Origin of the sequence: Pantoea sp. JZ2, assembly GCF_035191405.1 — a bacterium.
Classification (GTDB): domain Bacteria; phylum Pseudomonadota; class Gammaproteobacteria; order Enterobacterales; family Enterobacteriaceae; genus Pantoea; species Pantoea stewartii.
Genome location: NZ_CP045247.1, coordinates 525,446 through 538,725 on the forward strand (window position 1 = coordinate 525,446; position 13,280 = coordinate 538,725).

General features: G+C 52.4%; 12 protein-coding genes and 3 tRNA genes. 8 read left to right on the plus strand and 7 right to left on the minus strand.

The features are described 5' to 3' along the window. The first annotated feature begins 43 nt into the window (after positions 1–43). From GC087_RS02585 to GC087_RS02595, 3 genes are all read left to right on the plus strand, one after another. A complete protein-coding gene (locus GC087_RS02585; RefSeq protein WP_324029554.1) occupies positions 44–1,498 on the plus strand; it encodes an NAD-dependent succinate-semialdehyde dehydrogenase in 1,455 nt (484 codons plus the stop codon). A gap of 55 nt (positions 1,499–1,553) precedes the next feature. Further along, complete coding sequence (locus tag GC087_RS02590; RefSeq protein WP_033740055.1) at positions 1,554–1,838, plus strand: barstar family protein; 285 nt, start codon at positions 1,554–1,556, stop codon at positions 1,836–1,838. A gap of 142 nt (positions 1,839–1,980) precedes the next feature. Further along, positions 1,981–2,949, plus strand: a complete 969-nt coding sequence (locus GC087_RS02595) for an Rpn family recombination-promoting nuclease/putative transposase (RefSeq protein WP_324029556.1) — start codon at positions 1,981–1,983, stop codon at positions 2,947–2,949. A gap of 205 nt (positions 2,950–3,154) precedes the next feature. On the opposite strand, the gene yhcN (GC087_RS02600) is transcribed toward GC087_RS02595, so the two are convergent. The 4 genes from yhcN (GC087_RS02600) to argR form a co-directional block, all read right to left on the minus strand. Then, entirely contained in the window at positions 3,155–3,418 is a 264-nt protein-coding gene (yhcN, locus tag GC087_RS02600) for a peroxide/acid stress response protein YhcN (protein ID WP_006120965.1), read from the minus strand. 94 nt (positions 3,419–3,512) lie between these two features. After that, on the minus strand, positions 3,513–3,785 hold the full coding sequence (locus tag GC087_RS02605; protein WP_006120964.1) for a YdgH/BhsA/McbA-like domain containing protein: 273 nt from the start codon (positions 3,783–3,785) through the stop codon (positions 3,513–3,515). A 73-nt stretch (positions 3,786–3,858) separates the two neighbouring features. Next, positions 3,859–4,122, minus strand: coding sequence for a peroxide/acid stress response protein YhcN (gene yhcN / locus GC087_RS02610; RefSeq protein ID WP_039341751.1), 264 nt, complete (start codon positions 4,120–4,122; stop codon positions 3,859–3,861). A 485-nt stretch (positions 4,123–4,607) separates the two neighbouring features. Next, positions 4,608–5,078: a transcriptional regulator ArgR gene (argR, locus tag GC087_RS02615; RefSeq protein WP_006120962.1), complete on the minus strand. Its 471-nt coding sequence runs from the start codon at positions 5,076–5,078 to the stop codon at positions 4,608–4,610. 536 nt (positions 5,079–5,614) lie between these two features. Between argR and mdh the strand changes: the two genes are divergently transcribed. Beyond that, a complete protein-coding gene (mdh, locus tag GC087_RS02620; RefSeq protein WP_006120961.1) occupies positions 5,615–6,553 on the plus strand; it encodes a malate dehydrogenase in 939 nt (312 codons plus the stop codon). Positions 6,554–6,690: 137 nt separating this feature from the next. Here mdh and mscM read toward each other — a convergent pair whose 3' ends face one another. The 3 genes from mscM to rsgA all read right to left on the minus strand — a co-directional run bounded on the left by mscM (position 6,691) and on the right by rsgA (position 12,079). Further along, positions 6,691–10,029, minus strand: coding sequence for a miniconductance mechanosensitive channel MscM (gene mscM / locus GC087_RS02625; RefSeq protein ID WP_324029557.1), 3,339 nt, complete (start codon positions 10,027–10,029; stop codon positions 6,691–6,693). Positions 10,030–10,040: 11 nt separating this feature from the next. Continuing rightward, entirely contained in the window at positions 10,041–10,937 is an 897-nt protein-coding gene (asd, locus tag GC087_RS02630; protein ID WP_033740050.1) for an archaetidylserine decarboxylase, read from the minus strand. A 92-nt stretch (positions 10,938–11,029) separates the two neighbouring features. After that, entirely contained in the window at positions 11,030–12,079 is a 1,050-nt protein-coding gene (gene rsgA, locus GC087_RS02635) for a small ribosomal subunit biogenesis GTPase RsgA (protein WP_033740048.1), read from the minus strand. Between the two features lie 99 nt (positions 12,080–12,178). Between rsgA and orn the strand changes: the two genes are divergently transcribed. The 4 genes from orn to GC087_RS02655 all read left to right on the plus strand — a co-directional run bounded on the left by orn (position 12,179) and on the right by GC087_RS02655 (position 13,160). After that, positions 12,179–12,727, plus strand: coding sequence for an oligoribonuclease (gene orn, locus GC087_RS02640; RefSeq protein ID WP_006120954.1), 549 nt, complete (start codon positions 12,179–12,181; stop codon positions 12,725–12,727). 153 nt (positions 12,728–12,880) lie between these two features. After that, positions 12,881–12,956: transfer RNA gene (locus tag GC087_RS02645), tRNA-Gly, on the plus strand. A gap of 26 nt (positions 12,957–12,982) precedes the next feature. Beyond that, positions 12,983–13,058: transfer RNA gene (locus GC087_RS02650), tRNA-Gly, on the plus strand. Positions 13,059–13,084: 26 nt separating this feature from the next. After that, a tRNA-Gly gene (locus GC087_RS02655) sits at positions 13,085–13,160 on the plus strand. Positions 13,161–13,280: the final 120 nt, after the last annotated feature.

A 13,280-nucleotide genomic window follows, 5' to 3' on the forward strand; every position in this document is an offset into this window, starting at 1 on the left:
TATACTTTCCTGAAGTAAAAACAAACTGACAGGAGTAACGCAGATGCCTTCTTCACTGCAAGACAGCGAACTGTTCCAGACCGGCTATTTAGTCAACGGGCAGTGGCTGAGGACGACGTCGACTTTTGACGTAACCAATCCTGCAACGGGGGACGTTGTTGCTCAGGTGGCGAAAGCCGGTAAAAAGGAAACCGAAGACGCGATTAAGGCTGCACAAGATGCCTTTCCCGCCTGGCGGGCGCAGACGGCTAAAGCGCGTTCAGCGCTGCTTTACCGCTGGTATACGTTAATCATTGAAAACAAACGCTGGCTTGCTGAGCTCATGACAATGGAGCAGGGCAAACCGCTTAAAGAAGCGGAAGGCGAGGTTGAGTACGCCGCCAGTTTCATCCAGTGGTTTGCCGAGCAGGCCAAACGAGCCAATGGTGAAATCATTCCGCCTGCTAAAGCGGGGTCGCGTATCCTGGCCACGCGGGAACCCGTTGGTGTTGTAGCGGCGATCACCCCGTGGAACTTCCCGATGGCCATGTTGACCCGTAAGTTAGGTCCGGCGTTGGCAGCTGGATGTACAGGGATCATCAAGCCTGCCAACAATACGCCGCTTTCTGCGTTTGCCTTGCTGGCTTTGGCAAAGAAAGCCGGTATCCCGGACGGCGTGCTTAACGGCGTGGCAGGGGATACGCATGCTATCAGCGATGCGATTATGGCGAGCAACGCCGTACGTAAAATCTCATTCACCGGTTCGACGGCGGTGGGCAAAACGTTGATGCGCAATGCGGCCGAGACCATGAAAAAAGTGTCGATGGAGTTGGGGGGCAACGCGCCCTATATCGTATTTGAGGATGCAGATATTGATGCTGCCGTTCAGGGCGCTATTGCCAATAAATTCCGTAACGCGGGCCAGGTGTGCGTCAGCGTAAACCGTTTTTTTGTTCATAATGCGATCTATGAGCGTTTCACAACCCAACTGGCAGATGAGGTCAATAAACTCAAAGTGGGTAACGGTATGGACAGCGGCGTCATTGTCGGACCGTTAATTGAGCGTTCGGCGTTAGAAAAAGTGGAAGAACATGTTAACGATGCGGTTGCCCAGGGTGGCAAGGTGCTCGCGGGCGGTAAGCCACATGCGCTGGGCGGCAATTTCTGGCAGCCTACGGTCATCGTCGATGCGCATGAAGGCATGAAGCTGGCTCAGGAAGAAACATTTGGCCCGGTTGCGGCGTGCTTCCGGTTTGATGATGAAGACGAGGTTATTCGTCGGGCGAACCAAACCGAATACGGGCTGGCGGCGTATTTCTATACGCAGAATCTGCAACGCGTCTTCCGCGTTTCCTCGGCGCTGGAAAGTGGGATGATAGGCATCAATGAGTGTGCCGTCTCGACAGAGCTGGCCCCCTTCGGCGGTGTGAAAGCGTCGGGACTGGGCCGGGAAGGATCGGTACTGGGAATGGAAGAGTACCTTGAGGTCAAAGCGCTGCACCTTGGCGGTTTAAGTTAAACGGCTATCTGGGCGGCACCGGGCCGCCCAGCGACGAATAACAGGAGTCACCTGTATGAGAGTCGAGCGTTTTGATTTTAATGAGATTGTCGATCAGGCCCATTTCTTCCGGCAATTCTGTGAACGCTTTTCCCTGAAAGCGCGCTATATCTGCGATTTGGATGGATTGTGGGACGTGATTGTCTGCAGAGGGCTACCTTTGCCCATCAAAATAGAGTTTGTGAACCTGGGGCAGGGACAGAAGCGGCGCTACGGTGCCTTGATTCTGCTGTTCGACGAGGCGGAGGAGGAACTGGAAGGGCAACTGCAATTTAACGTGCTCTCATCTTCAACACGCTAAGGTCGGCTGTGATCATCAGGCTTAATGCCTTGTCCGCGTAAGTAAACATTATTTCTCGAGCATCCTCGCAACGTTAACGCTTACTGACGCCTCGCTTTTTCTGGTCGTGATACTCTGCCCGCCAATCATCAGGACAGGTCACATGAAAAGTAAAAGAGGCACGCCCACGCCACATGATGCGACTTTCCGGCAATTTTTGTCCCAGCCTACGATTGCCCGTGATTTTATGGAACTGCACCTTCCCGCAGCGCTGCTCGCCCTGTGCGATCTGAATACATTAAAACTGGAATCGGGTGCTTTTGTGGAGGAGGATCTGCGGCAATATTTCAGCGATGTGCTGTATAGCATGAAAACCACAAGCAGAGAGGATGGCTACATCCATGTCTTAATCGAACACCAGTCATCACCGGATAAGCATATGGCGTTCAGACTGATGCGCTATGCCATTGCGGCAATGCAGCGGCATCTTGACGCAGGGAACAAACGGCTACCGTTAGTCATCCCGGTTCTGTTCTATAGCGGCAAACGTAGCCCGTATCCTTACAGTACCCGCTGGCTTGATGAGTTTGCAATGCCTGTGCTCGCCAGTGAACTGTATGGCAACGCTTTTCCGCTGGTGGACGTGACGGTTATTCCGGATGAGGACATTTTCGGTCACCGCAGCATGGCGGCTTTAACATTGCTGCAAAAGCATATACATCAAAGAGAGTTGACAGAACTCATCGATAAGCTGGCCCCCGTCTTACTGGCTGGATATCTCTCTTCATCGCAAGTGATATCGTTGGTACACTATCTCTTGCAGGCAGGCGAAACAGCCGACGCCGACATTTTCGTCAGGACGCTGGCACAGCGAGTACCGCAACATGAGGATGCATTGATGACTATTGCACAGCAGCTTGAGCAGAAAGGCATTGAAAAGGGCATTCAGCAAGGTTTAAAAGAAGGAATTCAGCTCGGTGAGCAACGTGGTCTGGAGAAAGGACGCAGCGAGGGAGAGCGTGCGGCCGCGCTGAAGATCGCACGCACGATGCTGCAAAATGGTTTGCATCCCCGTGTTGTCGCCGAGATGACAGCACTCTCTGATGACGACTTAGCGCAACTCTGTCATTAAATACGTCACCCATTTCGCGTCAGAGCACCTCATGCGAAAGCCAGTTCCTTTCTTTTAACGCGCCTGAGTGTTGTGCCGCTGGCGCGATCGTTAGCCGATGTCCGTTTTCCTGCGCCTTACGGCTGTCAGGTTCTGCCTCGCCGTTTCAGACAGAAAAAAGCCCCGGCGATCGGGGCTAAAGGGTTCGTCATGAACAGACGAGGAACTATTTATAAAGCTGTGCGGTGAGGTGATAGCTGTCACCGGTATTTGCTTCAATGATTTTGTAAGCGCTTGCGCCTTGCTCATCAGCTTTTTGAGACAGCTGAGCACGATAATCAATCGGAGAGCCTGCTACACCGCTGATGCTTACGGTTCCGGCAGGTTGTAAGTTCTGTGCTTGTTCGGCGGTCACCAGCTGTGCAGCGGAAGCGCCGAATGTCATAGCAGAAAGAAGACTTACTGTTGCGATGGTTGCTTTGATGTTCATGTTTATTTCCTCATAACTGTCAACAACCTACGGAGTCAAAACACAGAGCGGGTTGTCGATTAATTTCAGATGCGGCACGATTGCCGTCGATGCATTACTTATAAAGTTCAGCGGTAACGTGGAACGTATCGTCGCGATTATTTTCAATGACGCGATAGTGACCCGCACCCTGGGCATCTGCCTTTTGAGACAGAACCTGGCGAACATTCGTCTGATCGCCGTCGATGCCGCTGACGGTGATGGTTTGATTCAGGGGCTGCAGGTTCATCTCCTGCGCCTGTTGATTTGTTACCGGGCTGGCGGCATGGGCACCAAAGGACAGGAGCGAAGCCAAACTCAGGGCGGCAAAGGTTAATGTGGTTTTCATTACTCTTCTCCAGCAATGTTAATTAACCAGTGAGCATGTGGTCTCATCTGGTTACCTGTCAGTTCAAACGCTTTTATTTGTACAACTCAGCGGTGGCGTGATAGTTGCCATCGTTGTAAGCCTCGATAACACGAAAAGCTTTAGCGCCGTGTTGATCCGCTTTCTCACTCAGTTGCTGTCTGATATCTGATGGCGCACCGGCGACACCACTAACGCTCACAGTGCCGACAGAGTGCAGATTCTGAGCATCCGCAGCAGAAACATATTCAGCTGCAGATGCACCAAATGACAGGGCAGAGAGAATGCTTAAAGCAGCGATGGTAGTTTTAATTTTCATGAAAGATGTCCTCGTCGTGGCTGTTCTTCTTTTTTATTAGTGTGATTCACATCACGAAAGTAAGTATAGGACTAATAACGGAAGAAATTAATATCTGCCTAATAATGTTTTGTAGTCATACTTTAACCTTATGGGATTTTTTTATAACTAAACGTTATTAAAAGCGGTTAAAAAACGGCCTTTGGCAGGTAATTACTTATAAAAACAGTAAGATGCGCAACTTTAACTTTTGGTGCGGAAATTTATGGTCGATCAGGCTGCTTGTGAACATAACCTCAAAGGATAGCACCATCGATGCGGTGTAGAGCAGTATAAAATAGCGTGGAAAAGTAGTCAGGATAAAGGGTATGACCAATAGTACAAGGTAAATAGCGGCAATGAGATAGGCTCAACTCGTTGATAATAGAGCGTTTAAACAGAAGAGAACACAAGGAGGGACGCGCTGCAGATCAACCGGCAGATGCGCTGCCGGTCAGAGATAAAGGCTAAAGTTCTTGTTCAAACAATACCAGAATAGCATCGTGCAGTTGCCTGACAGTAAAGGCGCGTGCTGGCGTGATAAAAATGGTGTCGTCTCCTGCAATCGTGCCCAGGATGCCTTCGGACTTACCTAATGAGTCAAGTAAACGCGCAATTAACTGTGCGGCACCCGGGCTGGTATGAATCACGACCAGAGCATCGTTATAGTCAATATCAAGCACCAGATTCTTCAGAGGACTGGTGGTAGTCGGCACGCCCAGTTCCGCAGGTAAACAGTAAACCATTTCCATTTTGGCATTGCGGGTGCGCACCGCGCCAAATTTCGTCAGCATACGAGAAACTTTTGACTGATTAATGTTCTCGAAGCCGTCTTCCTGAAGCGCCTGAACAATCTCGCCCTGAGAGCTGAATTTTTCTTCTTTTAATAATGCCTTGAAGGCTTTAATCAGATCGTCTTGTTTCGATGGGTTTCGCATAATTTACCAGTATACGTAAGACAAACCGCGAACCAGGCCGCAGCAAAGACATTATTATGCATATAAATGAATTTTTATGCAATCGGTTGTTAATTGTACTGCGAGGTCATCATCGCGGGCGGCGATAATAGCAAAGAATCTCCTCAGACCAAAACCCAGCTCACAGCCTGAAAAGGCAAAGGTTGCAAAGGTGTTATATTATTGATGAGGTAAGAAAATAAAAATGTACATTGCCGATCTCTTTCTGCGGATAATACGGTTGCCAGTTCACGGGTATAATGTTTACAGCCTGTTAGTGAGAATGATGCCTTCATCATTTGTTACTAAAGTAAGCCTGAACCGGGAATTGCCTGACTCGCGTGAGTAACCTGGCGAGTAAGGGACAGGAAGATGATGTGTCATTTTTTATCCGGCGCTTCTGTATTGAAGCAGGTAGAGCAGGCACCGGACAAACGTCATCCACTGAGCCGTTGGTTACGCTCTGATACAGATGGAATATCGGATCTTCTCTGCCCCACCTTAATAAGGAGTTATGAATGAAAGTTGCCGTTCTCGGTGCCGCGGGTGGCATAGGCCAGGCGCTCGCACTTCTACTCAAAACCCAGCTTCCAGCAGGTTCAGAACTGTCTCTTTACGATATCGCGCCTGTCACGCCGGGCGTGGCAGTAGATCTCAGCCATATTCCCACCGCAGTAAAGGTGCAGGGGTTTAGCGGTGAGGATGCGAAACCAGCCCTGAAAGGGGCCGACGTTGTGCTTATTTCCGCGGGTGTGGCACGCAAACCGGGCATGGATCGTGCGGATCTCTTTAATGTTAACGCCGGCATCGTCAGCAACCTGATCGAGCAGGTGGCGACTACCGCCCCTAAGGCGCTGATTGGTGTCATTACCAACCCTGTTAATACGACCGTGGCGATTGCGGCGGAAGTGCTCAAAAAACACGGCGTCTACGATAAGAATCGTCTGTTCGGTGTCACTACACTGGACATCATCCGTGCAAACACCTTCGTTGCGGAGCTTAAAGGTAAACAACCTGGCGAAGTTGAAGTGCCTGTCGTCGGTGGGCATTCCGGTGTGACCATCCTGCCACTGTTGTCTCAGGTGCCGGGCGTCAGCTTCAGTGAGCAGGAAGTGGCTGACCTGACCAAACGTATCCAGAATGCGGGTACTGAGGTCGTTGAGGCCAAGGCCGGTGGCGGCTCTGCTACATTGTCTATGGGCCAGGCAGCTGCCCGTTTTGGATTATCGCTGGTGCGTGCATTGAATGGCGAAGCGAACGTAGTGGAATGTGCTTATGTTGAAGGTGAAGGAAAGTATGCCCGCTTCTTCTCTCAACCGCTGCTGCTGGGCAAGAATGGGGTTGCTGAGCGCAAGCCCATCGGCGCATTAAGTCCGTTTGAACAGCAGGCACTGGAAGGCATGCTTGAAACGCTGAAAAAAGATATCGCGCAGGGCGAAGCCTTTGTGAAGCAATAAAGCGTTTCAGACAACATAACGCCCGGTTCGACCGGGCGTTTTTTATTGCGTTCTGATACCTAACCTGAACAAGATTACGAGCTGTCTCGCTGCGCACCAATCCGCTCTTAACCGGCCCGTTACGGCAATTTTTATTCTCAGAGCCCACCTGAGCGGAACGTTCGGGTGGTCGATGCGCTATTACCTGTCGGCGTTTTTCGGCTCAGCGCTTCTACACGCATCTGGAACGGCGGGAACGGCATTTCAATGCCATGCTCTGCAAAGCCATGTAAAATAAGCTGATGCAGTTCATGGCGAAGCGGCATTCGATGGCCCATTTCCGCCGCATGCACGCGCAGTTCAAACAACTGAATTCCCTGCTGTAAATCCACCAGGAACACTTCAGGTGGCGGTGTATCCAGCACATAGCTGCAGCGCTCTGCCGCCTGTTTAAGCAGGGTAGTGACTTCTTCACTGCTAACGGTTGCGGGGGCAGGGATGGTCAGCACCACACGCGTGACGGAATCGGAAAGCGACCAGTTAACAAACTGCTCAGTAATGAACGCCTTATTGGGCACGATAATCTCTTTGCGATCCCAGTCAGTGATCGTGGTTGCGCGGGTATTGATGCGCGTAATGCTGCCGGTAAGGTCGCGGATGGTCACGGTATCACCGATACGAATCGGTTTTTCAAACAGGATAATCAGGCCGGAAATAAAGTTCGCGAAAATCTCCTGCAGACCAAATCCCAGCCCGACGCCCAGACCGGTAACCAGCCATTGTAGTTTTGACCACTCAATGCCGATGAGTGAGAAGCCCAGCAAGCCACCGATCAGCAACAGCACATATTTTGTCAGCGTGGTGATGGCATAACCGGTGCCCGGTGACAAATCAAGATGCTGCAGTAACGCAAGCTCAAGCAGAGCCGGCATATTGCGCACCAGTTGTGTGGTAATCACGAATACCAGAATGGCAATCAGGACGGCACCCAGCGTAATAGGTTGAATGCTTTCGACGCCCTGAACGGAGGTATTCACGTCCCACAGACGAATATTTTCAAGGAAACCAAATGCAGAGTGGATTTCTGACCACAGGACGATGACCGATACCAGCGCGATAAGTGTCAAAATGGAGCGTACCAGACGCAGCGACTGGGCACTGATGGCGTCCAGGTCGATAACAGGCTCTTCAATTTCAATCACGTCCGTATTTTGTGCGGCCTGATCTTTCTCCTCTTCGTTGCGCGCACGGTTGGCAAGCATATCGGCACGGCGTTGGCGTGCGCGATCAAAGCCTAGTCTGCGTCGCTGAATCAGCATCCAGCGGCGAATGATGTGGTAAATCACCAGCAGGAAAAACCAGATCGCCACAGAGGTTTCCAGACGGGCGAGCAGCGCCTGCGCGGTATCAAGATAGCCCGTCATTGACGCAAGGGCGGCTACCAGTGGAATAGCAATCATTAGATTCCACAGCAGGCGGTTAATCATATTCTCGCCGCTGCCCTCTTTATCGAGATAAAGCGGTATGCCCGCACGCTTCAGGCTTACCGTCACAATACTGAGCGCGCCACAGATCAAAATAAAGCACAGCCGCCCCAGGGTGGCGGAGAACAGGCGATCGTCAAGGTTATCGAAGGTAATCAGCAACATGATCAGCGGCACGATCAGGCCAATACTCAACGAGTAATAGCGCATCGCGCGTGCAACACGCACCTGAGGCCAGCGAAAATGCACGATGAACAGGCCGTTCGGGCGCGCAAACTGTGCGCTGACCATAAAGATCCACAGCAAAGGTAAGGTGGCGGTGATGCCGTCGCCTATCGCCACGGCGACAGGATAGGGCCAGGCATTTTGCAGGCCGTATCCCAGCGTAGCCCAGAGTACCGGCAGCGGCAGCGCCACCAGAATCGACCAGAACACGGTACGGATTGTCAGGCGAAAACGATCCTGCGTCACCTTACCGACTTTGCTGGCTGAGCGTTCAAGGAAAGCATTGAAGTGACGGCGGGTACTGAGACTGAAGCCGACCAGCAGCACCGCACCGAGAATGGGTAATACCGTGCTGCGGCTGGTAAACATCATGGCCAGCGCTTTACCGAGCTGCCCCAGTGTGTCCAGCGTCAGCAGGTGAGACAGGCCATTAGCCACATCGAGGGGATAACTTAACGAAATCGGGCTGACATCGGCCGTCCAGAACAGGTAGCGGTGCGTCGCGTCTTTAACTTCAGTTAGCGCATCCTGTAGCTGCGTGTTCGCCACTTTCAGCTTGGTGATCTCCAGAATCAGCGTATCGCAGCCCGAAATCAACGAGTTAAGCAGTTCGCGTTGCGTTTTAAGCTGCGCATCCAGAATCCGCTTTTGTTCGCTGGTAAAAGGCTGTCCGTCGGGCTGATGGGCCTTACGCAATACGTTTTGCTGTTCGAGCAAATCCTCATAATGCAGTCGCTGAACACGAAGCTGGGCCATCTCATTGTCGATCTGCTGAGACTTCGGCATGTCAGGTAATCGTGCGACCTGCGCGCGAAGGGCATCACCGAGAAGACTGGATGCACCCAGCCATTGAGATTGTTCCCGTAACGTGGACAGTGCCTGGCGGACCTGAATGATTTGATTGGTAGCGAGGCGTTGTTGTGAGGCCACCAGGTCCATTCGCTGCGCCTGCTGATTCAGTGCGCCAGATAACTCGCGGTTAACGTGAAATTGTTTACTGATCGCTGGCGGCAGATCACCGCTGTTTTCCGCCAGCTGTTCTGTCCGGGCCAGTGCAGTTTCTGCCTCGCGCTGACGTTGCTCATTAAGTTGATTACGCAGCGCCTGGAGATAATTATCGAGCTGGGTGACCTTACGCTGGTGGACTTCGGCGCGCATGCGCGCCAGTTCCTGACGGTTATTTGCCGACAGCTGCGCCAGCTCAAACTCATCCACCCGGGCCTTATTCGCGGCATTTTCTGCCTGACGGGCCATCAGTTGTGCCTGGCCGGCTGGCGTGGCAGGGCTGCCCGCGCTCTGCAGACGTCGCTCGCTCTCCGTCAGCGCCCGACGTGCTTCCGTTTGCTGCTGCGGCAGTTGTGACAGGGAATCGCTGATCTCGCGGGCCCGATCCTGCTCCTGTTGAGCCTGGCGTCCTTCCTCAATCAGCTGACTGCTGATTTGCAGAATCTCTTGTTCCAGCTCGGCACTGCTCATTGTGCTGCGTACCGTCTTCACACTGTCGTTGAGTGAGGCGATTTGCTGTCTCAGCTCGCGTGCCAGACGCGGAAAATCATCAATGACCTGTTGATACTGCTGCGCGCGCTCAACGGCATCATCACGTTCAGAAAGGGCCGCCAGTGCAGCTTCAAGCGACTGAATCTGATCGGTTTGCGAAGTGGCGTTTTTAGCGGACTTGACTTCTTCCAGCTGTTGTCTGAGCTGGCTGGCATCTGGCAGGCTGGCGGCAAACGTAGTACTGCTGAGCCCCAGGCTCAGCAGCAAACAGAGGAACGCGCGTACGAACACAGGGCTTACTCTTATTCGACAGCGTCAGACGGTGCGGTGGCCAGAGGCAGGGCGACCGCCATAGGTTGTCCCATCCGGACTTTGCTTTCGGCCTCAAGGCTTTCTGCCAGCCTGACACGGCCAGGCGCAAACAGGTTAATCACGGTCGAGCCCAGCTTGAAGCGGCCCATTTCCTGGCCTTTAAGCAGAACAACGGCACCGTCGTGGTCGGCGGCCGGATAGTGCCAGCGTTTGATAATGCCTTCGCGTGGTGGCGTGACCGTGCCAGCCCAAACGGTTTCAATGCTCCCGACGATAGTCGCGCCCACCAGGATCTGTACCATCGGTCCCATATCGGTCTCGAAGTAACAAATGACCCGTTCGTTACGGGCAAACAGGTTAGGGATGTTGCGTGCGGTCAGAGGATTCACTGAGTAAAGATCGCCTGGCACGTAAATCATTTCACGCAGGATGCCGTTGCACGGCATATGGACGCGGTGATAATCACGCGGTGCCAGATACGTCGTGATAAATTCACCCTCACGAAACAACGCGGCCAGTTGCTCGTTCCCTGCCAGCAGCGCGTCGATCGTATAATAGTGGCCTTTTGCCTGGAAAATCTGGTCGCCTTCGATATGCCCAAGTTGACTGATGGCACCGTCCGCAGGCAGCGCAATCAGGCTCGCATCCGGATCCACAGGGCGCGCCTCATCCTTTAACGGGCGGACGAAGAAATCGTTGAAGGTGCGGTAACTGGCGGTATCCGGTTTACGTGCTTCAGTCATATCGACTTTATAAAACCAGACGAAGCCGTCAATCACCAGCTTAGTCAGCCAGCCGCCGCGACGGCTTGCGCCCCAGCCAGCAAGTTCAGTCAGCCATTTTTTGGGGAGAATGTGGTTCAAGCCAAGTTTAAAACGATCAAACACCCTAGCCTCCTGGCTATCTTTTATAACATTGACAAAATGGGGGCGGATTGTAGCAGCGCCCCGGTCAGATGGCGACTACGCTGTTACTGGCCTTAATCTTCACTCTCAGCAAAGTTTTTCCGGACTTTCACCTGCGCCATACTGTCCAGAATGCGGTGATAGTTGTCAAAGCGGGATGCGTCGATTTTTCCTTGCTCAACGGCTTCACGGATGGCACAGCCAGGGTCCGAGCCATGTTTGCAGTCACGGAACTTGCATTCGCCTAAAAACTCACGGAATTCGACAAATCCCCGGGTGATTTGTTCCGGCTCCAGATGCCATAAACCGAACTCACGAACGCCGGGCGAATCGATCACATCGCCGCCGTCGGGGAAATGATAAAGCCGGGATGCTGTCGTCGTATGCTGACCCAGACCCGACACGTCGGACACGTCATTGGTCAGAATGGCCGTATCTTCCTGTTGATCAAAACCGAGCAGGGCATTCAACAGGCTCGACTTGCCGACGCCGGACTGTCCCGCAAAGATACTTATCCGGTCAATCAATGCCGCCTGCAATTCACTCAGACCGGCTTTCTCATGGCTGGAGACCATTAAGACCCGATAACCAATCTTGCGATAGATCGCCATTTGCTCATCGACAAACGCGCGGGCTTTATCATCCAGCAGGTCGATTTTATTGAGCACCAGCAGCGGCTCGATATCCAGCGTTTCACTGGCGACCAGATAGCGGTCAATTATGTTCAGGGAGAGCTCGGGCAAAATGGCCGACACGATAATAATCTGATCGATGTTCGCGGCAATAGGTTTAACGCCGTCGTAAAAATCAGGACGTGTCAGTACGCTGGTGCGCTCATGCACCGCTTCAACAATGCCTTTGCCGCCGTTGAGGGCAGGGCGCCAGACCACACGATCGCCCGTCACCAGTGAACGAATCGTCCTGCGAATATTGCAGCGATGCGTAATGCCCGCACTGTCTTCGACATCGGCATGCATGCCAAATCGGCTGACCACAATGCCCTCAGCATCTTCACCAAATAAATTATCGTCCGCTTCCGGGCGCGTTTTGCGCTGATTTAAACGACGATCGTGGTTAGCGCTTACGCGGCGTTGTTGACCTTTCGACAGTTTATTTTTACTCACTCACCCTCACCGGTTTAGCTGGATTTCGCCACAGGGGCAAAACGTCTATGATACACCTTATTGATGACGAATGACGACTCAGCAACCACAGGTAATAGCATGGCCACTGGAAACGAAAATAATTTAATCTGGATTGATTTGGAAATGACCGGGCTCGATCCGGAACGCGATCGTATCATTGAGATTGCCACTCTGGTGACTGATGCCGATCTGAATATTCTGGCGGAGGGGCCGGTGATGGCGGTTCATCAGTCTGATGAACAACTGAGCCTGATGGATGACTGGAACGTCCGTACTCATACTAACAGTGGACTGGTTGCGCGCGTTAAGGCCAGCCAGACAGATGACCGTGCTGCTGAAAAGGCAACGATCGAATTTCTGAAACAGTGGGTGCCAGCCAATACCTCGCCGATCTGCGGCAACAGTATCGGTCAGGATCGCCGTTTTTTGTTTAAGTACATGCCGGAGCTGGAAGCCTACTTCCATTATCGCTATCTGGATGTCAGCACACTGAAAGAACTGGCTCGCCGCTGGAAGCCAGACATCCTGCCAGGCTTCAAAAAGACGGGTTCGCACCAGGCACTGGACGATATTCGTGAGTCTGTCGCCGAGCTTGCTTATTACCGTCAACACTTTTTGCAGCTTTAACCAGCAAAGGGTGCACAGGAAATCGCCATGTTGCTGCAATAATCAGCAAACGCGTTAAAAGCGCAAAATTTTGTTGTCAGCATCTTGCAGCAGCAGCGATTTCTCGTATAATGCGCACCCCGTACCGGTGAAGAATTTATGACGGTACAAGGCGCGGGAATAGCTCAGTTGGTAGAGCACGACCTTGCCAAGGTCGGGGTCGCGAGTTCGAGTCTCGTTTCCCGCTCCAAATGATGTTTAGCAGTATCCTACTATGCGGGAATAGCTCAGTTGGTAGAGCACGACCTTGCCAAGGTCGGGGTCGCGAGTTCGAGTCTCGTTTCCCGCTCCAAAATGTGTTTTGCAGTGCCCTTCTATGCGGGAATAGCTCAGTTGGTAGAGCACGACCTTGCCAAGGTCGGGGTCGCGAGTTCGAGTCTCGTTTCCCGCTCCAGATTTATCGTCACGTTTTTGTTAACAGCCTGTCAGGCTGGCAGCAGTATCAACGACAATTCAGTCCAGTTATCCACAGCCGTTATCGCGTTGTCTGTGCCGTTTTCGCCCTTCTAAAATT

What these genes read in the sequence shown, in the direction of transcription:
- GC087_RS02585 (WP_324029554.1), top strand. Translation starts at nt 44, where the DNA reads ATGCCTTCTTCACTGCAAGACAGCGAACTGTTCCAGACCGGCTATTTA.
- GC087_RS02590 (WP_033740055.1), top strand. Translation starts at nt 1,554, where the DNA reads ATGAGAGTCGAGCGTTTTGATTTTAATGAGATTGTCGATCAGGCCCAT.
- GC087_RS02595 (WP_324029556.1), top strand. Translation starts at nt 1,981, where the DNA reads ATGAAAAGTAAAAGAGGCACGCCCACGCCACATGATGCGACTTTCCGG.
- yhcN (WP_006120965.1), bottom strand. Translation starts at nt 3,418, where the DNA reads ATGAACATCAAAGCAACCATCGCAACAGTAAGTCTTCTTTCTGCTATG.
- GC087_RS02605 (WP_006120964.1), bottom strand. Translation starts at nt 3,785, where the DNA reads ATGAAAACCACATTAACCTTTGCCGCCCTGAGTTTGGCTTCGCTCCTG.
- yhcN (WP_039341751.1), bottom strand. Translation starts at nt 4,122, where the DNA reads ATGAAAATTAAAACTACCATCGCTGCTTTAAGCATTCTCTCTGCCCTG.
- argR (WP_006120962.1), bottom strand. Translation starts at nt 5,078, where the DNA reads ATGCGAAACCCATCGAAACAAGACGATCTGATTAAAGCCTTCAAGGCA.
- mdh (WP_006120961.1), top strand. Translation starts at nt 5,615, where the DNA reads ATGAAAGTTGCCGTTCTCGGTGCCGCGGGTGGCATAGGCCAGGCGCTC.
- orn (WP_006120954.1), top strand. Translation starts at nt 12,179, where the DNA reads ATGGCCACTGGAAACGAAAATAATTTAATCTGGATTGATTTGGAAATG.